Origin of the sequence: Streptomyces sp. ADI95-17 (assembly GCF_003846175.1) — a bacterium.
GTDB lineage: Bacteria > Actinomycetota > Actinomycetes > Streptomycetales > Streptomycetaceae > Streptomyces > Streptomyces sanglieri.
Genome location: NZ_ML123048.1, coordinates 151,324 through 171,623 on the forward strand (window position 1 = coordinate 151,324; position 20,300 = coordinate 171,623).

A 20,300-nucleotide genomic window follows, 5' to 3' on the forward strand; every position below is an offset into this window, starting at 1 on the left:
GAGCTGAGGGGCGGGCCGGCCGGAGCGGCCGGGCGCTGACCACGGCGCCTGTCAGCCGGCGGCGAGGGTCCGTTCCGCGAGCGTTTCCAGGGCCGACTTGATCTCCTCGACGCCGCGGCCCCGTCCTCGCTGGTACGCGAAGAGTTCGGGCTCCAGCGGCGCCAGCAGGATGTCGCTGAGGGCGTCCGGGCCGGGGACGCCCGCCTCCTTGACCAGCATGCGGACATGCGCGCGCCAGAAGCCGTACGCCCCGGTGGCGAACCGCGCGGAGCCGGACTCGGCGCCCAGGGTGAGGTGGATGTGCTGCTCCAGCAGGTCGGTCATCGCGGCGTAGAAGGCGGCCAGCCGCCGGGCGGGCGGCGCGCCGGGCCCCAGCGGCGGCTCGCCGCCGAGCAGCTTCTCCTGGAGCGAGCGTTCGTGTTCGTCGAGGAGCGCCGTGGCGATGGACGGGATGTCGGGGTACCGGCGGTAGAGCGTGCCCCGTCCCACGCCGGCCTCGCGGGCGACGGCGTCCATCGTCACGCTGCGCGGATCCCCCGCGGCGAAGAGCCGGTTCGCCGCGGCGAGCACCTTGGCCCGGTTCCTTGCTGCGTCCGCGCGTTCCATGGATCCAACCGTACAGGAATAAGTGGACACGACGTCCGGTTACCCTGGTCAGCTAAACGGACACAATGTCCACTTAACGATTCCAGGGGGTACCCATGTCCGTACTGCTGCACATCGCCGCGAGCGCGCGGCGCGACTCCTTCAGCCGGGAACTGGGCGAGGCCTTCGCCGCCGCCTGGCAGAGCGCGAATCCGTCCGGCGCGTATGTGCTCCGCGATCTGCGCACCGACCCGGCGCCGCAGATCGACGAGGCCTGGACCGAGCTCTGCGACCACGTCCTGCGGCACGACATCACCGACATCTCCCGGTACGAGGAGGCGGTGCGCACCCCGGACCAGGCACGGGCCTGGGAGGTGCTGCGGCCGCTGCTGACCGAACTGGCCGCCGCCGATGTCGTGTTGATCACGACACCGATGTACAACTTCTCCGTGCCCGCCTCCCTGAAGGCGTGGATCGATCAGGTGACGTTCCCCAGGATGTCGCTGGCGGGGCGCCGCTTCGTGATCGCCTCCGCCCGGGGCGGGGCCTACGGTCCCGGCACCCCGCGCGAGCCGTACGACCACCAGGAGCGCTATCTGCGGGACTTTCTCGCGGGCCACTTCGCCATCGACGACCCGGTCTTCCTCACGACCGAACTCGTGAACTCCCGGATCGACCCCTCGCTCGCCGCCCGCCGCCCACAGCACGACGAGTCGCGTACGGCCGCCCTGACGGCCGCGCGGGAACTGGGCGGAGGCATCCGATGAGCTGGCTGCTGCTGATCGGTGCCGGGCTGGTCGAGATCGCCTGGTCCCAGAGCATCGAGCCGACACGGGGTTTCACCCGGCCGCTGCCGACACTGGTGTGCGCCGTGCTCATGATCGGCGCGGTGTATCTGCTCGCCCGGGCCATGGAGGGGCTGCCGGTGGGCACGGCGTACGCGGTCTTCACCGGCATCGGCGCGATCGGGGTCATCGCCCTGGGTGTCCTCGTCCATCACGATCCGGTGAGTCCGGGGCGGCTGGCCGCGGTCGCCCTGATCGTCGGCGGTGTGGTGCTGGCGCGGATGACGACACCGGCCGCGTGACCGGCGGCTGCCCGCCCTCCCCGGCGGCACCGGGGAAGGCGGGCGCCGGGCTCAGCCGGTCCCGGTCGCGGCCTTGACCCTCCACCGCCGGCCGGCGCCCACCAGGACTTCCCCGAGGTGGGGCGCCACTGCGTGGAGGGGGTTCTGCGGCAGGTCCGCCGGAGGGGGACGGCGCGCGGCACCTCGCTCGTGCCCACGCGGCTCGTGGTGCGGCGGAATACGACCGCGCCGCCGGTCCGGTAGCCGGAGCGGCGGCGCGTCACACGGTGTCCGGCGGTCTCAGGGCTTGAGGCTGCTGACGACGTCGGCCGTGGCCGCCAGGCCGTCCTGGATGGTCGGCGCCATGCTCGTACCCGCGAGGAAGAACCCGAGCATGGCGCAGACCAGCGCATGCGAGATCTTCAGCCCCCCGTTGCGGAGAAAGATCACCGCGAGGATCAGCAGAAGCAGCACCAGTGAGATCGAAATGGCCATGGCCAACCTCCTCCGCCGCGCCGGAATGCGGCATTCGGCCGCCAGTGTGGCGCAGCGGAGGAGCCATCCGGACGACCGGCGTGTCCGCCATCCGGGTGTTGACTGGCTGTCACGCTCGGGGCGTCACGTCCGGCCGGTCGCGGGGGCGGAAGGTCCCGGTCCGGCCCTACCGGTCGTGGGTGCGCAGGAAGCTCTCAAGTCCCGCCAGATCATCGGTGTTGAGGTGGTCGACCCCGGCGGCCAGCAGCTCCGTCCAGAGCGCCTCCCGCTCCGGGCCCGGCGTGTCGGGGGTGGCCCAGAACCGGATCCGCTGACCGCCACGATGGGCCGCGGCGACGAGCGCGCGCAGTTTGTCCCGCTCGGCCGCGGGGAAGGGGCCCGCGCCGAGCCAGCTGAAGTCGTCGGTCCAGCTGCTGCTGATGAGCGGGACGAACGAGGCGCCGGCCGCGGTACCGAGGTCTTCGGGCCGGCCGTCGTAGAAGGCGTACCGGGTGCTCTGCGCCTCCATCGGGACGCGGACGGCGCGGTCGCCGGAGATCACGGGGGTGATCGCGCCGGGCCGTACCCGGCCGTGGTGGTACGACGTCAGCATCCGCCGGTAGTGCCGGAGCTGCCGGTCGAGTTCGAGGTAGGCGGCGGCCCCGTCCGTCTTGATGTCTATCAGCAGCTGCACCGGGTCGCGGTAGCCGGGGTGGACCGTGCCGTGGTTGGCCCGGACCCTGTCGAGCAGCGGGTCGAGGTAGAGCGATGCGAGGGTGCGGGAGGGGTCGAGGTCGGTGGCCTCGTGGGCGACGAGCAGTTCCCCGTCGACCAGGAAGATGTCGGCCTCGACGCTGGTGAAGCCGTGTGCGAGCGCGTCGTGCAGGGGGCGCGGGTGCAGGTAGTCGTTGTGCGCGTGGGCCCTGCGCAGCGCGCGGGTGCGGTGGTGCCGTGCGGCCGGGGACGCGGCCGCGGTGTCGGAGGCGGCGGCGGTCTGGGCCGGCAGGAACGCGCCTGCGGCCGCGGCGGCGAGTGCGGTGGTGACGACGGTTCGGCGGGTCGGGGACGCCATGGATTCTCCCGGGAGAGAGTGATGGACCGGACGGGCGGACGCGAACGAGTATGCGACGGTGATCACCTCGACGGGCAGGGCCCGCACAAGAGTTGCCCCGGTCGTCGTCCGCCCGTCGACTGTCGTTTTCTTGATCAGGCCGGGAGCGTCCAGCGCTGGTTGGCGGCGCCGGTGCAGGTGTAGATGCCGAGCGGGGTGCCGTTGGCGCTGCCGCCGCCGTAGGCGTCGAGGCACTTGCCGGTGGCGGGGTTGACCAGGGCCGCTCCGTCGGTCCGCCACTGCTGGGCGGCCGAGCCGTCACAGGCCGCGGTCCGTACGGTGGTCCCGCTCACGGCCATGCACCGGAACTGTGCGCGGAGGGTGCCGTCGGCTGCCCGTACCCAGTTCTGGTTGTTGCCGCCGGTGCAGCTCCAGAGGTTCAGCTGCGTGTCCGTGGTGCCGCCGGGGATGTCGACGCAGGCGCCTGCGACTCCGACGACGGATCCGGACGAGGAGTTGCCGATGCCGTCCTCGTGCACACTGCCGCCGCTCTGGCCCTTGACCGCGGCGTCGCCGGAGCACGTGCCGCTCACGCTGGTGGCGCCGAGGGCCGCGGTGACGGTGACGCCGCCCGCCGTGCCGCCGGGCAGGTCGAACAGGGCCTTGGAGTACGGCGAGTCGGCGCAGGTCGCGGCGTTGTTGTTCCAGTCGAAGTACTCGACCCAGTCGACCATTCCGCCGGTGGCGACCTTCGCGCCGGTGCCGATCTGCAGGCTGCCGAGGACGAAGGACGTGCCTGCCGTGGCATCGGTGATCGTGGCCCGGTACCAGCCTGCCGCGGTGTCGGGGGCGATGCGGAAGCGGTAGTGGTGCCCGGCCGTGAAGCGCTCGGCGAGCCGGCAGGTGTAGCCGGTGCCGCCCTCGGCGAAGGTCTGGCAGTACGTGCCGGGGTCGCCCGCCCGGCCCCCGGTGGAGTCCCAGAGCGAGAAGAGGAACAGGCCGCCGCCGGAACGGTTGCGCTGCATGCCGATGTAGCCGCCGACTCCATTAATGAATCCGAACTGGTGGGACCAGAAGACGTTCGCCCGGCCGGGGTCGGACTGGACGGTGGTTCCGAAGGTGACCTCGTCGAGCGGGGCCGTCCCGGACGGGAAGGTGTAGTTGCTGTACGAACCCGGGGTCTGGCCGGCCGCGCCGGCCGGACCGGCCAGGCCGAGGCAGACGGCGACCGCGAGAATCACCACCACGACGGTGGCGCGTGCTCGTTGCATGTCCCTGCTCCTTCACCGGACGAGTGGACACTTCATTTGTCATGGACTCGTCCACAAGAGTGATGGTGGGTCAGGTGCCGGGGCATGGACTTACGGGGTCGGGCTCATGGACTCCTGCGCCGTGCCGCCCGCCCCGCACACCGTCCGCCAGCCGACCGTGCGGTCGCACCAGCGTTCCAGGAGCACCCTGTCGTGGCCCACGGCCAGCAGTCCGGCCCCGGAATCCCGCCGGTAGCTCTCCACCACCTCGACCAGCGCGGCGGTCGTCGAGGCGTCGAGCATCGCGGTCATCTCGTCGCAGATCAGCCACCGCGGCCGCAGGACCAGCGCCCTCGCCAGACAGGCGCGCTGCAACTGGCCGTCGCTGACCTCGTGCGGGCGCCGGCCGAGCAGTTCGGCCGTGAGCCCGACGGCGGGTGCCAGTGCCGCCACCCGGTCCGGCACCTCCGCGCGGCGGCCGGTGGCCCGCAGCGGCTGGGCGATGAGTTCGCGCAGGGTGAGCCGGGGGTCGGCGGCGAGCCGGGGCTGCTGGAAGACGACGCCGACGGCGGTGCGCCGCTCACGCGGGGCGGCGTGCCGCCAGCCGCGTACCGGTTCGCCGTCGAGCACGACCGCGCCGGCGTACGGGCGGTGCAGCAGCGCGGCGACCCTGGCCAGGGTGGACTTGCCGCAGCCGCTCGGGCCCAGCAGTCCGACCGACTCCCCCGGCGCGATGCTCAGCGACGCCTCGCGTACGACGGGATCGCGGGGGTCGTATCCGGCGGTGACACGGGTGAGTTCAAGCACGGACCGGCTCCTCCCCGTCCGCCCGCACCTCGTGGTGGCAGGCTAGACGGCCGTCGAACGGGGGCAGTACGGCGCACCGGTCGTCGGCGCGACCGCAGCGGGCGGCGAACGCGCAGCCCTCGGGGAGCGCCCCGAGCTCCGGCGGCATGCCGGGGATCGGTACGAAGGCGCGCTCCGGCAGCGCGTCCAGGAGGCCGTGCGCGTACGGATGGCGCGGTCCCGGCTGCCCGAAGAACCGCTCGGCGTCGGCGAGTTCGACGATGCGGCCCGCGTACATCACGGCGACCCGGTCGGCGATCCGCTCGGCCGCCGCGAGGTCGTGGGTGATGAGCAGGAGCGCCCGGTCCCCGTCGGTGTGGCGGCGCAGTTCGTCCACGGTCCGCTCGACGAGGTCGCGGTCGAGTCCGGTGGTGGGCTCGTCGGCCAGGAGCAGGGGCGCGTCGCCGATCAGGGCGAGTGCGGTCGCGGCCCGCTGGGCGAGGCCGCCGGAGAGTTCGTGCGGATACCGGTCGAGGTGCCCGGCCGGGAACGAGGCGCGTGCGGCGGCCCGTTCGGCGGCCGGGCGCACGGCGGATCCGCGGGTTCCGGTCAGTTCGCGCAGGGTCTCCTCCAGTTGGGCGCGGACGGTGCGGACCGGGGTGAGGTGTGCGGCGGGGCTCTGCGGTACGAGTCCGATGCGGCGGCCCCGTACCGTGCGGGCGAGGGTCCGTTCATCGGCGGTGAGCAGTTCGGTGCCGTCGCCGAGGAGCGCCGAGCCCGAGGTCCGCGCATTGCCGGGGAGCAGGCCCAGCAGGGCCGAGGCCAGTACGGATTTGCCGCAGCCGCTCTCGCCGACCAGGGCCAGGCACTCCCCCGCGGCGAGGTCGAAGTGCGCGTCGCTGACGGCGGCGATGTGGCGCCCGCCGCGCATCCGGAATCGCACGGAGAGTCCGCGCACGGAGAGCACCGGCGGCTTCGGGCCGGGGCCTGAACCCTCCGGCGGCTTCGTGTCGGAATCGGAAGCGGGACTCATCGGCGCCTTCGGGCCGGGGGCGGTACTCACAGCATCAGCTCCGATCGGCGGCGTGGGTTGATCCGTTCCCGCCAGGCTCCGGCGAGGCCGGCCAGCGCGAGGGTCGGGACGATCAGGAACAGGCCGGGGAAGAGGGTCGGCCACCAGTCCCCCGCGAGCAGCGAGCCCCGGGCCGTCTGTACGAGGTTGCCCAGGCTCGCCTGATGGGTGGGCAGTCCGAGCCCGAGGAAGGAGAGCGCGGACTCGTGCCACATGGCGTGCGGCACCATGAGCACCGCGGCGAGGCCGGCCTGCGGGAGCACGGCGGGCAGCAGGTGCCGGACGACGACCCGGCCGCGCGAGGCGCCGCCGGAGACCGCCGCGTCGATGAACGGGCGGGAGCGCAGCGACAGCACCTCGGCGCGGACGATCCTCGCGGTCGACAGCCAGTGGGTGAGGGCGACGGACACGATCACCGGGCCGACGCCGGGCCGGAACATCGCGACGATGAAGATGCCGAGCAGCAGATGCGGCACGGACGATAAGGTGTCCACGAGCCGCATGACGACGCGGTCGGTCCAGCCGCCGAACGCCGCGGCCAGGGCGCCGACCGCGGTTCCGATGACGGTCGCGGTGAGCCCGGCGACGATGCCGACGAGCAGCGAGACGCGGAGCCCGTAGACGCAGCGCAGCAGCAGATCGCGCCCGACGTCGTCGGTGCCGAACGGGTGCTCCCAGGACGGTGGCCGGAGCTTGGCGGCGAGGTCGACGGCCTGTTGGTCGAGCTGGACCAGCGGCGGCACCAGCAGGACCGCGAGCAGCACCGCGCCGACGATCCCGGCGGAAGCGATCACGCGGACGCGGCGGGTGGTGCGGCGCGCGGGTCCGAGGTCGGCCTCAGCCATCGAAGCCCACTCTCGGGTCGGCGATCGCGTACAGCAGATCGGAGAGCAGGTTGCCGAGCACGACGGCCGCGGTGGCCAGCACCGTGAGCGCGGCCAGCAGCGGGAAGTCGACGGAGGTGGCGGCCTGCACGGTGGCGGCGGCGATGCCGGGCCAGCTGAAGACCGTCTCGACGAGCAGTGCGCCGGTGATGAGTTCGGGGACGCGGGAGCCGATGAGGGTGAGCACGGGCAGCATTCCGGAGCGCAGTGCGTGGCCGAGCAGTACGGTGCGTTCGCGCAGTCCGCGGGCGCGGGCGCCGCGCACCGGGTCCTCGTCGAGCGCGTCCGCGACGCCCTGGCGCACATAGAGGAAGAACCACGGCAGCTGGGAGATCCCGAGCACGGCCGCGGGGAGCACCAGATGGGTGGCGACCTGGCCGGGGGTGACGGTGTCGCTGGCCGCGTCGGTGAGGCCGCCGGCCGGGAGCACGCCGAGCTCCAGGGCGAAGAGCCAGATGGCGAGCAGTCCGAGCCAGAAGGCCGGGGCTGCTTCGAGGGTGTACGCGGCGGAGCTGACACAACGGTCGAGCAGGCGGCCGGGCCTGCGGGCCGCGAGCACGCCGAGGCCCGTGCCGAGGACAACCGCGACGGCGAAGGCGGTCGCGGCGAGCAGTACGGACCAGCCCAGGCGTTCGCCGATGACGTCGGCGACCGGCTGGCGCATCACGGCGGAGTCGCCGAGGTCGCCGCCGAGCGCGGCGGTCAGCCAGTTCCACCAGCGGGTGACGAGTGGCTGGTCGACGCCGAGGTTGGCGCGCAGCTGGTCGAGGTTCTCCTGCGAGGCGGTGAGGCCGGCGGTGCCCGCGTACGCCTTGACCGGGTCGAAGGGGGAGGCGGCGGCGACGGCGAAGACACCGAACGTCACGGCGGCCAGGACGGGGACGGCGAGCAGTGCCCGCCGTCCCGCCATCCTGCCCATCGGCCCCCAGGGGAGGCGGTGGTTCACTTCTTCGGGGTCCAGTCCTCGACGTTCCACCACGGGCCGGATGCCAGTCCGTGGTCGTGCGGTTCGACCTGGGTGGTGAGCGGACCGAAGCGGTCCTTCACGACGTAGAGGTGGTCGATGTGGGTGAGGAAGGTGTAGCCCGGGTTCTTCACCAGTTCACGCTGGACGGTGTCGTAGGCGGCCTTGCGTTCGGCGCTGTCACCGCTTCTGCGGCCCGATTCGAGGGCCCGGTCCACGGCCTTGTTGTCGTACCACGCCATGTTGTTGAAGCCGTCGCCCGCGAGGGAGGACTTCAGCAGGGTGTACTGGTCGAAGTCGGGGTCGGCGGGCGAGCCGCCGCCCGCGAGGACCGCGTCCTGCTTCATCCGCGGCTCGATGACCTCCCAGGTCCCGGCCTCGGTGGTGATGTCGATGCCGGCCTTCTTGGCGTCGGAGGCGTAGGCGAGCGCGTGGTCCTGGCGCAGCTTGTCGCCGGTGAGGTACCAGAGCGGGAAGGCGGCGCGTACGCCGTCCCTGGTGCGGATGCCGTCCTTGCCGGGCTTCCATCCGGCGTCGTCGAGGATCTTCTTCGCGGCGGCGAGGTCGTGTGGGCGTTCGGTGCCCTTGGTGAACCATGCGCTGTCGGTGGGGACGGGGCCGTAGGCGGGCCTGCCCTCGCCGTTGAGCAGGGAGTCGACCATGGCCTTGCGGTCGACGGCGACGTCGAGCGCGCGGCGGACGGCGATGTCGCCCGTGACCTTGTTGTGGGTCGGCAGGGTCACATTGCGGTAGTCGTACGTCGTGGCGGCGTACGTCCGGGTGCCGCTGCCGCGGGCGAAGCCCTTGGCCAGGTTGGGCGGCAGGATCGCGCCGTCGAGTTCGCCGGAGCGCAGCCGGGTGGCGCGCACGTCGTCGTCCTTGATGACCGCCATGGTGAACTTCTTCACCTTCGGCACGCCGCCCCAGTAGCCGGGGTTGGCCTTGAAGGCGATCTTCTCGCCCTTGGACCACTTGGTGAGCAGATACGGTCCGGTGCCTATGGGGTGGGTGGTGAATTCGCCGGTGTTGACGTCCTGCTTGCCCGCGATGTGTTCGGGGGCGATGGGCAGGACGGTGCGCTGGGCGAAGGGCGCGTAGGGGTACTTGAGCGTGAAGACGACGGTGTCGTCACCGGCCGCCTCGACGCTCTTCACCGCGTCGAGTTCGGTGCGGGAGGCGTTGTTGGTCTTCTCGTCGAGGATGGTCCGGTAGGTGAAGACCACGTCCTGGGCGCCGAACGGCTCGCCGTCGCTGAACTTCACGCCCTTGCGGAGCCGGTACGTGTACGTCAGTCCGTCGTCGCTCACCTCGGGCAGGGCGGTGGCGAGCGCGGGCCGCAGTTTCATGCCGTCGTCGAGGGTGAGCAGCCCGTCGAAGATCTTGGAGTTGCCGTCCTTGCCGTAGCCGAGCAGCGGGCTGAGGCTGTCGGGCTCATAGGCGATGCCGACCACCGCCGAGTCCGCCGCACCCGATCCGGAGCCGCCGCCGTCCGGGCCTCCCGGTCGCGAACAGGCCGTCGCGGTCGACAACAGCACGGTCGCCAGCGTCGCGGCGGCCGCTCCCCGTATCGGTCGGGCCGTCATACTCTGCACCCCTTATTGAAGATCGAATGTTATTGCGAAACTTTCGCAATTAAACAGCAGGTAAAGGGGTACCCGGTACCCCGCCGTCCGGGAAGACAGCGAAGCGGAGGCGCGTCTTCACGCGCCTCCGCTTCAAAACCCGCAATTGCGCGGGGTGTTGCCCGGTCTACGGAGCGGGCAGCTCCACAATTCCGGCGATGGTCTCGCGGTGCTGTCCGGCCGTGCCGTAGGCGACCGAGTCGGCCTTGGCCCGCTTCAGGTACAGATGCGCCGGGTGCTCCCAGGTCATGCCGATGCCGCCGTGCAGCTGGACGCACTCCTCTGCGGCGTGCACGGCGACCCCGGAGCAGTACGCCTGCGCGACGGCCACCGCCAACGGCGTGTCGGGGCTGCCGGTCGCGAGGGCGTCCGCGGCGTTGCGCGCGGCGGCGCGGGCCGACACGACCTCCAGCCAGAGCTGTGCCATGCGGTGCTTGAGCGCCTGGAACGAGCCGACCGGACGGTTGAACTGGTGCCGTTCCCGGGTGTACCGGACCGTCTCGGTCAGGCACCACTCGGCGAGTCCGAGCTGTTCCGAGGCGAGCAGTCCGGCGCCCGCCAGCAGGCCCCGGCGCACGGCGGCGACCGCGGACGCGCCGTCGGCCAGCCTGGTTCCGGCCGCCCCGTGAAGGGTGACGGTGGCGAGCGGCCGGGTCAGGTCGAGCGGTACGAGCGGCTCGACGGTGACACCCTCGGCGCCCGCCTCGACCGCGTACAGGCCGTCGGTCGTGGGCACCAGCAGCACATCGGCGGCGGCCGCGTCGGCGACGCCGGTCACCGTGCCCTCCAGCGTGTCGGCCATCACGCCGACCGGCTGTGCGGCGCCGGGCCGAGCGGCGGCGAACGGCACGGCGAGCACCGCGACCCCGCGGCCGGCGGCGAGTTCACCGAGGAGTCCGTCGGCCGGCCCCTCCTGCGCCGTCAGTGCGAGCAGGGTCTCCGTGGCGACGACCGCGCTGGTCAGATAGGGCGCGGGCGTGACGCTGCGGCCCAGCTCCTCCAGCACCACCGCGGCCTCGCGATGGCTCGCGCCCTGCCCGCCGAGCTTCTCCGGCACCAGCAGCCCGGCGGCGCCGATGTCGGCCGCGAGGGCCTTCCAGAGCTGCGGGTCGTACGGCGTGTCGGACTCGACGTGGGCGAGCATCGTCGGCGCGTCGCTCCGGTCGGCGAGCAGCGAGCGGACCGCTGCCCGCAGATCGTCCTCGGCCTGCGAGTACAGCAGATCGGGGGCGTGGGTCTCTTCGGTCGGTGCGGTCATCGGGCCAGGTCCTTCCAGGGGACGTCCTTGTCGTTGCGCGGCTCGGCGGGCAGGCCGAGGACGCGCTCGGCGACGATGTTGAGCAGCACCTCGCTGGTGCCGCCCTCGATGGAGTTGCCCTTGGAGCGGAGGTAGCGGTAGCCGGCGTCCCGGCCGGTGAAGTCGACGAGCTCCGGCCGGCGCATGGTCCAGTCGTCGTACAACAGCCCTTCCTCACCGAGCAGTTCGACTTCCAGGCCGCTGATCTCCTGGTTGAGCCGGGCGAAGGCGAGCTTCATTCCGGAGCCTTCGGGGCCGGGCTGTCCGGCGACGAGCTGCTGGCGCAGCCGGGTGCCGGTGAGCCTGGCCACCTCGGCCTCGACCCAGAGGGTGAGCAGCCGCTGGTGGAGGTCGTGGGTGCGCAGTTCGGGGCGTTCGCGCCAGGTGCGGGCGACCGGGCCGATCATGCCGCCCTCGCGCGGGATGCGTGCCCCGCCGATGGAGACCCGCTCGTTCATCAGCGTGGTCTGTGCGACCTTCCAGCCCTCGCCGACCGGGCCGAGGCGCCTGCTGTCGGGGATGCGTACGCCGGTCAGGAAGACCTCGTTGAACTCCGCCTCGCCGGTGATCTGGCGCAGCGGCCGGACCTCGACGCCGGGGTCGGTCATGTCGCAGATGAAGTAGCTGATGCCGCGGTGCTTGGGCAGGTCCGGGTCGGTGCGGGCGATGAGGATCGCCCAGCGGGCCAGGTGGGCGCTGGAGGTCCAGACCTTCTGCCCGTCGACCACCCAGTCCTCTCCGTCGCGGACGGCGCGGGTGCCGAGGGCCGCTAGGTCGGAGCCGGCGCCCGGTTCGCTGAAGAGCTGGCACCAGACCTCCTCGCCGACCCACAGCGGTCGCAGGAAGCGCTGTTTCTGTTCGTCGGTGCCGTAGCCGAGGACGGTGGGTGCGGCCATGCCGAGGCCGATGCCGATCCGGCGCGGGTCGTTGTCGGGGGCGCCCGCCGCAGCGAGTTCGGCGTCGACGACGGGTTGCAGGGAGCGTGGCGCGTCGAGTCCGCCGAGGCCGGCCGGGTAGTGCACCCAGGCCAGTCCGGCGTCGAAGCGGGCCTTGAGGAATTCGGTGCGGCCGGTGGTGGCCGGGGGGTGTGCGGCGAGCAGTTCCTGGGTGCGGCGGCGGAGTCCGGCCGCGTCGGGCGTGGTCATCGGGCGGCTCCTGACGGGAGGACGACGATCCGGCCGGTGCTGGTGCCGTCGGCGACCCGCTGGACGGCGGAAGCGGCACCGGCCAGCTCGACGCGTTCGCTGATCAGCGGCTTGATGACGCCCTGGGCGGCGAGCCGGGTGAGTTCGTCGTGGCAGGCCCGGACGGCGGCCGGGTCCTTGGTGTTGTACAGGCCCCAGTGGAGTCCGGTGATCGAGTAGTTCTTGACGAGTGGGTGGTTCAGCGCCGGGGTGGGGATGACGCCGCTCGCGAAACCGACGACGATCACCCGGCCCTCGAAGGCGATGCACTTCACGGACTTGGCGTAGGCGTCGCCGCCGACCGGGTCGTACACCACGTCGGCGCCGCGTCCGCCGGTGGCTTCCTTGACCGCGGTGACGATGTCCTCGCTGCGGCGGTCGATGACCAGGTCGCAGCCGAGCCCGGTGGCGGTCTTCGCCTTCTCGGGGCCGCCGACCACACCGATGACGGTGGCGCCGGCGGCCTTGCCGAGCTGTACGGCGGCGCTGCCGACCCCGCCGGCCGCCGCGTGGACCAGCAGGGTCTCGCCCGCCCGGAGGTGCGCCCTGCGGTGCAGGCCGAACCATCCCGTCTGGTAGCCGATGTGCAGTGCGGCGGCCTCGGCGTCGTCGAGGGCGTCCGGGGCGGGCAGCAGGGCCGCCCCGTCCGCGACGACGTACTCGGCGAACCCGCCGTTCGGCAGGGCGGGTGTGGCGAGCACGCGCCGTCCGTCCGCCGTCCGTCCGCAGATCTCCACTCCGGGGGTGAACGGCAGCGGCGGCCGCACCTGGTACTGGCCGCGGCAGAGCAGCGCGTCGGGGAAGTTGATGTTCGCCGCGAGCACCTCGATGAGCACCTGCCCGTCGCCGGGCGTGGGCCGGTCCGTCTCCTCCAGCCGCATCACCTCGCTCGGCTCGCCGTTCCGGTGCACTCGCCATGCCTGCATGAGGGGCCTCCACAACACTGTCGGCATTACCACTGCTCCGGCGCATACTAAGCGGTCGCTTGCCCCTCTGGGAACAACCTGCCGGTGCCGGTTCGTGCCGGACCCGGACATGGGTGCGCCCGGTCCGGGCCGAGGAGTCTCGGGCCGGACCGGGCGCGGGGCGGCTGCGGGCGCGGGTGTCAGCCCTGGCCGGCCACCACGATGTCGGCGATCCGCGGCGCCTGCGACCCGGCGCGCCAGGCGAGCCGCACCGCGTCGGCCGTGCGGCCCGACGTGTCCACCCGGGTGTACGGGCCGTCGAGCGTGCCGACGGTCCGCCAGGTTCCGTCGGTGCCGCGCAGCTGGATGTCGGCGCGGGCCGCGGACCCGGCCGGCTGGAGGACGGTGACGGCGGGCACGGCGCGCGCCGTGACGAGCCCCACCTCCAGCGTCTCCCCGGCCTCCGGCGCACGGGCCGCCCGGTAGACGGTGCCCGGGTCCCCGTCGGACGCCGCGCGCAGCGCGGATCCGGCCTCGGCAGGCGGTCCCCCGGTCACCGCGCCGTCCTCGGTCGGGACGCTGAACTCCCGTACGACGAGCCAGCTGTCCTGGCCTGCGGTCGCCCGTGCCCGTACGTAGCGTGCCTTCGTTCCGGCGGGGGCGGTCGCGGTGACGTCCGGCTTGCCGGAGAAGGCGGTGAGCTGCTGCCAGCCCTGCCCGTCGGCCGAGTACTCCAGCACCCCCTGGTGGAGGTAGTCCTCGGTACTGCCGGGCTTGCCCATGGCGAGGGCGACGGAGCCGATGTCCCGGACCCGGCCGAGGTCCACGGTGATCGCGTCACCCGCGGCGGGCGCCCCGTCGCTCCAGTAGTAGGTGGAGTCGTCGCCGTCGAGCATCCGGGCGACGGAGTTGCTCTGGTACGTGCCCAGGTTCGTCGAGGCCGTGGGCCGGCCGTTCACACCGAGGATCCGGTCGTGCTCGGCGTTCGCCGCGTCGATGAACCGGTCCAGGACGCCGTCGCCGACCAGGACCGGCACCTTGCGCCCGTCGAGCCCGGTGTAGGTGAAGGACTTCGCCTCGGTGACCTGCGCGGGCAGTTGCTGCCGCAGCTCCCAGGCCTGCGCACCCTTTCCGGCGCGGGCCGCCTCGACCATGCGCAGAGCGGTGCGGGCCGCGGTGGCCCAGGACCCGGTGGCGTCCAGCCAGGGGCCCGAGTCGGCGATGAAGCCCCGGTCCGGCAGGCCGTCGCGCAGCTGTCCGGGAGCCGCGCCGAGCTCGCCGAGTGCGGAGGCGAGCCGGGAGGCGTCGCCGGACTTCCAGTAGCGGGCGAACTCCGCCGCCAGTTCGGGGGCCTGGTCCTTGTTGAGCGCCGAGCTGTAGTTCACGTCGGCGAAGGCCCGCAGCGCCTTCCGGGTGCGCGGATCACCGCCCGCGTACTCCTTCAGGCCCTCGCCCCACGAGGTGCGGGGGTCGTACGCGGCGTCGTTCCACGAGTAGTCCGCGACCGTGTACAGCGCGAGCTTCGAGGCGTACGGCTGGATCATCGGGTTCGCCGTGATCCCGGCCAGCTTGCCGGGCAGGCCCTTCTCGCGGCCGCTGAACGGGCCGAGCAGCAGCCGGTTCGTCGCGTAGTCGTTGACCGGGTAGTTGTCCCAGGTCAGGATCGGGTGGTTGAAGACCGTGCGGGCGGCCTCGGCCTGTGCGACGGTCATGGTCGGCGCGACCACGCCGACGCCCGTCCACTCGACCAGGACATCGGGGTCGAGCTGCTCGGAGAGCGCCTTCTTGTACGGCGAGGCGGAGACGTTGTAGTACTCGGTCGGGACCATCTGGAGCGGCTGGGCGCCCGGGTGGGTGGCGATGAACTCCTTGTTGACCCGGTTGAGCAGATACGCCTGCGCCGCACCCGCCGCACCGCCGCCGGTCCCCCACTTCGCCTTGTCCTCGGCGCAGTTCCAGTCGGTGTAGCTGATGTCGTCGAGCGGCACCGCGAAGGTGCGTACGCCGATGTCCCAGATGGTCCGGAACTTCTCCACCAGCGCCTTGGCGTCGGCGTCCGAGCTGTAGCAGACGGAGAGGCCGGGCGAGAGCGCGTAGGTGAACTCCACATGCCGCTGCGCGGCCCGGTCGGCGAGCTCCTCGATCTGGGCGAGCCGGTCGGCCGGGTAGGCGTCGCGCCACTTCGCGCGGAGGTAGTCGTCGTCCTTGGGCGAGTAGACGTAGATGTTCATCTTGTGCTCGCCGTAGTAGTCGAGCTGGTCGAGGCGGGCCTCGTGCGACCACGGCGTGCCGTAGAACCCCTCGATGACGCCGCGCAGCGCGGTGCCGGGCCAGTCGCGCACGGCGAGCCCGGCGACGCCGGCTCCCGGGTGCCCGGCGTCCGGCAGGATCTGACGCAGCGTCTGCGCGGCGTAGTACGTGCCCGTGGTGTCCTTGCCCGCGAGGACGATGCGACCGGCGCCGATGCCGAGCACATAGCCGTCGGCGGGCAGCGCGTCCGGGCCCTCGATCCGCTGCGCCGCGAGTGCGGCGGAGTCGCCGACATGGACGGTGAGACCGTTCCGGGCGGGTCTGTCGGCGCGTACGACCCGGTGGGCGCCGGCCCGGCGCAGCGCGCTCTCCACGACCTGGAGGGCGGACTCGTCGGAGGTGTCGCCCGCCACCAGGGTGACGGTCGGGCTGATGGTGATCCGGTCGGTCCGGGGCTTCACGGACTGCGGGGTCGGCGTGATGGCGGGGGCCGTGCGGCCGGCCGCGGCCCTGGCCGGGGTAGCGGCGGGGGCGTCACCGGCTGCCTGGGCGGCCGGGACGGCGGCCAGCAGACCGCCGACGAGCAGGGTCGCCGCCGTGCCGAGCGCGGTGAGACGGGGTGGGCGAGGCGTCACAGGTCCTCCATTGATCACTCAAGTCATCAGAGTCGCGCAACAGAACATGACCGAATTCAACAGCCTGGCGCTGACATGTCAATGGTCTGGACAACATCGACACGCGGACCTGCGGTTTTTCCTCCAGAAGCACTACCCTCGCACGCGCGACACCGAACACGCGCCACCGGGATTCCGGGTGGAACCCGGACCCGGATCAGCGGGTGAACAGCTCGAACGTGACGGCCGGACGACCGCCGAAACGCTCCCCCTCGGCCCGCGCGTGATCGGTCAGGAAGGTGCGGCAGTACGCCTCGGGGTCCTCGTCCGTCAGGGCCTCGATGTACGTACGGTGCGCCAGCAGCGACTTCACCGAGCGCTCCAGCCCGGCCGTCGCGTCGACGGCGTGGGTGGGCGCGTCCGACCCGGCGACCGCGACCCATCGCACCCCGTTCCACGGCCGGAGCCCCGACTCCGCGAGTTCCGGAAAGATCCAACGATTGCCCGCGTCGGCGACGGCGTCCAGGGTGGCACGGCCGACCGCGCGGTGGTCGGGGGTGTTCCAGGCGACGCCGCCCCAGGTGTCCCGGTGATTGAGCGTGATGACCAGCTCGGGGCGGCACTTGCGGATGGCGGCGGCGATGTCCCGGCGCAACGGGAGGCCGTACTCGATCACGCCGTCCCGGTGATCGAGGAACTCCACACCGGAGACACCGACGACGGCGGCGCTCGCCCGCTGCTCGCGCTCGCGCAGCGGCGCGCACTTCTCCGGTTCCAGTGTGCCGATGCCGGCCTCGCCGCGGGTGGCGAGGAGGTAGGCGACCTCACGGCCCTCGTCGGTCCAGCCCGCGATCGCCGCCGCGCAGCCGTACTCCAGGTCATCGGGGTGCGCGACCACCGCCAGGGCGCGCCGCCAGTCGGTGGGCATGGGCTCCAGCTGCTCCGTCATGCCGGCAGGCTATCCGCCGCCGATCGGTCCCGCCCCGTGTTCCAGGAGCACCTCCCCCGGCGTCGCGTACGTCTCACCGCACTCCAGAAATACCCCCTGGGGTATTGGTGTTAGCCTGGTACAGAGATACCCCCTGGGGTAAAGCATCACGGAAGGAGCCGTGTCGTGTTCTTCGTCGACACCATCGAGACCGCGGGCCTCGGCAACCGCAGCTATCTGGCCGGTGGACAGCGGGCCGCCGCGGTCGTGGACCCGCCGCGCGACATCGACCGGGTCATCGCCGCCGCCGCCCGGCGCGGCGTACGGATCGCCCTGGTGGTGGAGACTCATCTGCACAACGACTACGTGACCGGCGGCCTGGAGCTCGCGCGGGTCACGGGGGCGCGCTACCTGGTGCCCGCGGCGGCGCAGGTCTCCTTCGACCGGGTCGCGGTCGCGGACGGTGACATCACCCCGGTGGACGACGGCCTCGCGCTGCGCGCCCTCGCCACCCCCGGACACACCCCGCACCACACCTCGTACGTGCTGGCGGAGGACGGCCGCGACGTGGCCGCCTTCACCGGCGGTTCGCTGCTGATCGGCAGCGTGGGCCGGCCCGACCTGGTGGAGCCCCGGCTCACCGCCGAACTGGCCCGTGCCCAGCACGCCTCCGCGCACCGGCTCGCCGCCGAACTGGCGGACTCGGTGCCCGTACTGCCCACGCACGGTTTCGGCAGCTTCTGTTCGTCCTCGCAGGCCGAGGGGTCGGCCACGACGATCGGCGACGAGCGCCGCCAAAACGACGCGCTGGTCAAGGACGTGGACACGTTCGTCGCCGAGCTGCTCGCCGGTCTGGACGATGTCCCCGCGTACTACGCGCACATGGGCCCGGCCAACGCCGCGGGGCCGGCCCCGCTCGATCTGACCCCGCCCCGGCCGGCCGACGCCGAGGAGATATCCCGGCGGCTGGCCGCGGGCGAGTGGGTGGTGGACCTGCGCAGCCGGGTCGCGTTCGCCGAGGGGCATGTCGCCGGATCGTTCAACTTCGAGGGCGACGGCCCGCTCGCGACGTATCTGGCCTGGCTGATCCCGTGGGGCCGGCCGGTCACCCTGCTGGCGAGCACCGCCGCCGACATCGCCCACGCGCAGCGGGAACTGTCCCGGGTCGGGATGGGACGTCCGGTGGCCGCGGCCACCGGCGGTCCCGAGGACTGGACTGGCCCGGCGACGGCGCTGCGGTCGTTGCGCAGGTCCGACTTCGCGGGTCTGGCGGCGGCCCGGGAGCGGGGCGAGGACCCGGTGGTGCTAGATGTCCGCAGGAAGACCGAGCACCTCGGCGGTGCGATCTCGGGGGCGGTGCACATCCCGCTGCACGAGCTGCCCCGGCGGCTGGGCGAGGTGCCGCCCGGCGTGGTGTGGGTGCACTGCGCGGGCGGGGCACGGGCGGCGATCGCCGCGTCGATGCTGGATGCGGCGGGGCGCGAGGTGGTGGCCGTCGACGACGGATTCGGCGCGGCGGCCGGGGCCGGCCTGGGTGTCGCAGCTCCCGTGACCGCTTCCTCCGCGACGTGACCGCACTGATCGTGGCGCTGGTCGCCGGTGCGGTGGTCGGCCTGGCGCTCGGCGGGCTCGGGGGCGGCGGGAGCGTGCTCGCCGTCCCCGCGCTGATCTATCCGCTCGGCTTCACCCCGGCCGCGGCGACCACCGCCGGACTGCTCATCGTCATCGCGACGTCCCTCACCGGGCTGGTCGCCCATGCCAGGGAGGGCGGGGTCCGCTGGCGTACCGGAGGGCTCTTCGCGGCGGCCGGGATCGTTCCGGCCGCGGTCGCCGGGGCGCTGTCAGTACGTGTCCCGGCCGGGGCGCTGACCGCGGGGTTCGCCGTACTCGCGGCGGTCGCCGCGGTACGGATGCTCCGGCCCCGGACCGGTCCGGGGCAGCGGGCCGGAACCGATGCGGGCGGCGCGCCCGCCGGACGGGTCGCACGGACGGGTGCCGGGCTCGGCGCGGTGACCGGGTTCCTCGGGGTGGGCGGCGGATTCCTGGTGGTCCCCGCACTGGTCACCGTGGTCGCCCTCCCGATGACCGCGGCGGTCGGGACCAGCCTGCTGGTCATCACGGTGAACTCCGTGGCCGCGCTGGTCACCCGACTCGCCACACCCACCACGCTGGACTGGGCGGTGATCGCCCCGTTCACGGCGACGGCGGTGCTCGGTGCCTGGGACGGGCGGCGGCTCGCCGCGAAGGTGTCCACGGCCGCCCTGCAACGGATCTTCGGCGCGGCGCTGCTGGCCGTGGCCGTGTTCATGCTCATCGACGCCGTGGCATGAGCCACGGCGCCGCCCCCGGCCGGCTCAGGCCAGCGAGAGGAAGAGCTTCTCCAGCCGCGCCCGCATCCGGTCCCGGTCCTCCGGTTCGCTGCCGCCGTCGGCCATGCAGTGCTGGAGACCCGTCGCGATGATCGCGAAACCGGCCCGGTCCAGCGCCCGGGACACCGCCGCCATCTGCGTGATCACGTCCTCGCAGTCCCGGCCCTCCTCGATCATCCGGATCACTCCGGCGAGCTGGCCCTGTGCGCGGCGAAGGCGGTTGAGGACCGACTTCAGTTCGTCGGCCGCCATGTCGAGTTCCACACATCCTCCTCCTGATACCCCAAGGGGTATTCTAGCCCGACCGGGGAAGGGCGGACCGAGTTCCTCCCGAGCCCCGGTGAACGAAAGGAAACACAGCTCGTGACCAGCCCCGTCTCCCTCTCCCCCGCCCAGGCCGCGGCCCGTCTCGCGGAGTTCACCGTGATAGATGTGCGGGCCCCCGGCGAGTACGCCTCCGGGCACGTTCCCGGTGCGCTGAACATCCCGCTGGACCGCCTCTCCGAGGCCGTGCCCGCGCTGAAGTCCGCAGCGGCCCGCGGCCCGCTGCTGATGGTGTGCGCGTCCGGGGTCCGCTCCACCCGGGCCTGCGACATTCTCGCCGCCGCCGATGTCGACGCCGCGACGCTCTCCGGCGGCACCTCGGCCTGGGAGGGTGAGGGACGCGACCTCGACCACCCCGCCGGGGCCCGTGCGACCTGGCCGATGGAGCGTCAGGTGCGGCTCGCCGCCGGTTCGCTCGTGGTGGCCGGTCTGCTCGCCGGGGTGCGGTTCCCGGCGGCGCGCTGGATATCCGCCGGGATCGGCTCCGGCCTGGTGTTCTCCGCCGTGAGCAACACGTGCGGCATGGCGGCGGCCTTGTCGAAGCTGCCGTACAACCGCGCCCCGCGCTCGGCCGCCGGTCTGGACGACACGCTGCACGCCCTTCGGAGCTGACGCCGTGAGCGGGAGGAGCCGGCCGTCCGGCTCCTCCCGCTCACAACCAGGGTCCGGACCGCC

Annotated in this window: 20 protein-coding genes and 1 pseudogene; 6 read left to right on the top strand and 15 right to left on the bottom strand. The window is 72.7% G+C overall.

Annotation, left to right across the window (positions count from 1 at the left end; genetic code table 11):
• Window positions 1-51 precede the first annotated feature (51 nt).
• On the bottom strand, window positions 52-606 hold the full coding sequence (locus tag EES42_RS23765) for a TetR/AcrR family transcriptional regulator (protein ID WP_124720287.1): 555 nt from the start codon (window positions 604-606) through the stop codon (window positions 52-54).
• Window positions 607-701: 95 nt separating this feature from the next.
• Here EES42_RS23765 and EES42_RS23770 point away from each other — a divergent pair, with 95 nt between their 5' ends.
• From EES42_RS23770 to EES42_RS46340, 3 genes and pseudogenes are all read left to right on the top strand, one after another.
• Window positions 702-1,352: an FMN-dependent NADH-azoreductase gene (locus EES42_RS23770; RefSeq protein ID WP_124720288.1), complete on the top strand. Its 651-nt coding sequence runs from the start codon at window positions 702-704 to the stop codon at window positions 1,350-1,352.
• Window positions 1,349-1,672, top strand: a complete 324-nt coding sequence (locus tag EES42_RS23775; RefSeq protein ID WP_124720289.1) for a DMT family transporter — start codon at window positions 1,349-1,351, stop codon at window positions 1,670-1,672. The genes EES42_RS23770 and EES42_RS23775 overlap by 4 nt, the downstream gene beginning before the upstream one ends.
• Before the next feature lie 99 nt (window positions 1,673-1,771).
• Window positions 1,772-1,915, top strand: a pseudogene (locus EES42_RS46340) (LacI family transcriptional regulator); the annotation flags it as partial.
• 36 nt (window positions 1,916-1,951) lie between these two features.
• Here EES42_RS46340 and EES42_RS23785 read toward each other — a convergent pair.
• The 13 genes from EES42_RS23785 to EES42_RS23845 form a co-directional block, all read right to left on the bottom strand.
• Window positions 1,952-2,146, bottom strand: a complete 195-nt coding sequence (locus EES42_RS23785) for a hypothetical protein (RefSeq protein WP_124720290.1) — start codon at window positions 2,144-2,146, stop codon at window positions 1,952-1,954.
• A 166-nt stretch (window positions 2,147-2,312) separates the two neighbouring features.
• Entirely contained in the window at window positions 2,313-3,197 is an 885-nt protein-coding gene (locus EES42_RS23790; protein WP_124720291.1) for a phosphatidylinositol-specific phospholipase C/glycerophosphodiester phosphodiesterase family protein, read from the bottom strand.
• Window positions 3,198-3,331: 134 nt separating this feature from the next.
• Entirely contained in the window at window positions 3,332-4,447 is a 1,116-nt protein-coding gene (locus tag EES42_RS23795) for a ricin-type beta-trefoil lectin domain protein (RefSeq protein ID WP_124720292.1), read from the bottom strand.
• A 90-nt stretch (window positions 4,448-4,537) separates the two neighbouring features.
• Entirely contained in the window at window positions 4,538-5,233 is a 696-nt protein-coding gene (locus EES42_RS23800; RefSeq protein WP_124720293.1) for an ABC transporter ATP-binding protein, read from the bottom strand.
• Complete coding sequence (locus EES42_RS23805) at window positions 5,226-6,143, bottom strand: ABC transporter ATP-binding protein (protein ID WP_241196604.1); 918 nt, start codon at window positions 6,141-6,143, stop codon at window positions 5,226-5,228. Before EES42_RS23805 ends, EES42_RS23800 begins: the two co-directional genes overlap by 8 nt.
• Window positions 6,144-6,271: 128 nt before the next feature.
• On the bottom strand, window positions 6,272-7,129 hold the full coding sequence (locus EES42_RS23810) for an ABC transporter permease (protein WP_124720295.1): 858 nt from the start codon (window positions 7,127-7,129) through the stop codon (window positions 6,272-6,274).
• Window positions 7,122-8,087, bottom strand: coding sequence for an ABC transporter permease (locus EES42_RS23815; RefSeq protein WP_206433583.1), 966 nt, complete (start codon window positions 8,085-8,087; stop codon window positions 7,122-7,124). Before EES42_RS23815 ends, EES42_RS23810 begins: the two co-directional genes overlap by 8 nt.
• Before the next feature lie 23 nt (window positions 8,088-8,110).
• On the bottom strand, window positions 8,111-9,715 hold the full coding sequence (locus EES42_RS23820) for an ABC transporter substrate-binding protein (RefSeq protein ID WP_124720296.1): 1,605 nt from the start codon (window positions 9,713-9,715) through the stop codon (window positions 8,111-8,113).
• A gap of 166 nt (window positions 9,716-9,881) precedes the next feature.
• A complete protein-coding gene (locus EES42_RS23825) occupies window positions 9,882-11,012 on the bottom strand; it encodes an acyl-CoA dehydrogenase family protein (RefSeq protein ID WP_124720297.1) in 1,131 nt (376 codons plus the stop codon).
• The gene (locus EES42_RS23830; RefSeq protein WP_124720298.1) at window positions 11,009-12,196 is read right to left on the bottom strand and encodes an acyl-CoA dehydrogenase family protein; all 1,188 of its coding nucleotides are present in this window, start codon (window positions 12,194-12,196) and stop codon (window positions 11,009-11,011) included. Before EES42_RS23830 ends, EES42_RS23825 begins: the two co-directional genes overlap by 4 nt.
• Window positions 12,193-13,161, bottom strand: coding sequence for an NADPH:quinone oxidoreductase family protein (locus tag EES42_RS23835; protein ID WP_124720299.1), 969 nt, complete (start codon window positions 13,159-13,161; stop codon window positions 12,193-12,195). The genes EES42_RS23830 and EES42_RS23835 overlap by 4 nt, the downstream gene beginning before the upstream one ends.
• Window positions 13,162-13,340: 179 nt before the next feature.
• Window positions 13,341-16,025 (bottom strand): beta-N-acetylglucosaminidase domain-containing protein, encoded by a 2,685-nt coding sequence (locus EES42_RS23840; RefSeq protein WP_124720300.1) that lies wholly within the window; start codon window positions 16,023-16,025, stop codon window positions 13,341-13,343.
• 196 nt (window positions 16,026-16,221) lie between these two features.
• The gene (locus tag EES42_RS23845; protein ID WP_124720301.1) at window positions 16,222-16,953 is read right to left on the bottom strand and encodes a PIG-L deacetylase family protein; all 732 of its coding nucleotides are present in this window, start codon (window positions 16,951-16,953) and stop codon (window positions 16,222-16,224) included.
• 165 nt (window positions 16,954-17,118) lie between these two features.
• Here EES42_RS23845 and EES42_RS23850 point away from each other — a divergent pair, with 165 nt between their 5' ends.
• Window positions 17,119-18,504 carry an MBL fold metallo-hydrolase gene (locus EES42_RS23850; RefSeq protein ID WP_124720302.1) on the top strand — a complete coding sequence of 462 codons (1,386 nt, stop codon included), beginning with the start codon at window positions 17,119-17,121 and terminating at the stop codon, window positions 18,502-18,504.
• On the top strand, window positions 18,501-19,262 hold the full coding sequence (locus EES42_RS23855; protein WP_124720303.1) for a sulfite exporter TauE/SafE family protein: 762 nt from the start codon (window positions 18,501-18,503) through the stop codon (window positions 19,260-19,262). Before EES42_RS23850 ends, EES42_RS23855 begins: the two co-directional genes overlap by 4 nt.
• A 24-nt stretch (window positions 19,263-19,286) precedes the next feature.
• Here EES42_RS23855 and EES42_RS23860 read toward each other — a convergent pair whose 3' ends face one another.
• Window positions 19,287-19,565, bottom strand: a complete 279-nt coding sequence (locus EES42_RS23860; protein WP_124720304.1) for a metal-sensitive transcriptional regulator — start codon at window positions 19,563-19,565, stop codon at window positions 19,287-19,289.
• Between the two features lie 99 nt (window positions 19,566-19,664).
• On the opposite strand from EES42_RS23860, the gene EES42_RS23865 reads away from it, so the two are divergent.
• Complete coding sequence (locus EES42_RS23865) at window positions 19,665-20,237, top strand: rhodanese-like domain-containing protein (RefSeq protein ID WP_124720305.1); 573 nt, start codon at window positions 19,665-19,667, stop codon at window positions 20,235-20,237.
• The last annotated feature ends 63 nt before the right edge of the window (window positions 20,238-20,300 follow it).

Coding starts and splice junctions, on each gene's coding strand:
- EES42_RS23765 (WP_124720287.1), bottom strand. CDS start 606: ATGGAACGCGCGGACGCAGCAAGGAACCGGGCCAAGGTGCTCGCCGCG.
- EES42_RS23770 (WP_124720288.1), top strand. CDS start 702: ATGTCCGTACTGCTGCACATCGCCGCGAGCGCGCGGCGCGACTCCTTC.
- EES42_RS23775 (WP_124720289.1), top strand. CDS start 1,349: ATGAGCTGGCTGCTGCTGATCGGTGCCGGGCTGGTCGAGATCGCCTGG.
- EES42_RS23785 (WP_124720290.1), bottom strand. CDS start 2,146: ATGGCCATTTCGATCTCACTGGTGCTGCTTCTGCTGATCCTCGCGGTG.
- EES42_RS23790 (WP_124720291.1), bottom strand. CDS start 3,197: ATGGCGTCCCCGACCCGCCGAACCGTCGTCACCACCGCACTCGCCGCC.
- EES42_RS23795 (WP_124720292.1), bottom strand. CDS start 4,447: ATGCAACGAGCACGCGCCACCGTCGTGGTGGTGATTCTCGCGGTCGCC.
- EES42_RS23805 (WP_241196604.1), bottom strand. CDS start 6,143: ATGCGCGGCGGGCGCCACATCGCCGCCGTCAGCGACGCGCACTTCGAC.
- EES42_RS23810 (WP_124720295.1), bottom strand. CDS start 7,129: ATGGCTGAGGCCGACCTCGGACCCGCGCGCCGCACCACCCGCCGCGTC.
- EES42_RS23815 (WP_206433583.1), bottom strand. CDS start 8,087: ATGGGCAGGATGGCGGGACGGCGGGCACTGCTCGCCGTCCCCGTCCTG.
- EES42_RS23820 (WP_124720296.1), bottom strand. CDS start 9,715: ATGACGGCCCGACCGATACGGGGAGCGGCCGCCGCGACGCTGGCGACC.
- EES42_RS23825 (WP_124720297.1), bottom strand. CDS start 11,012: ATGACCGCACCGACCGAAGAGACCCACGCCCCCGATCTGCTGTACTCG.
- EES42_RS23830 (WP_124720298.1), bottom strand. CDS start 12,196: ATGACCACGCCCGACGCGGCCGGACTCCGCCGCCGCACCCAGGAACTG.
- EES42_RS23835 (WP_124720299.1), bottom strand. CDS start 13,161: ATGCAGGCATGGCGAGTGCACCGGAACGGCGAGCCGAGCGAGGTGATG.
- EES42_RS23845 (WP_124720301.1), bottom strand. CDS start 16,953: ATGACGGAGCAGCTGGAGCCCATGCCCACCGACTGGCGGCGCGCCCTG.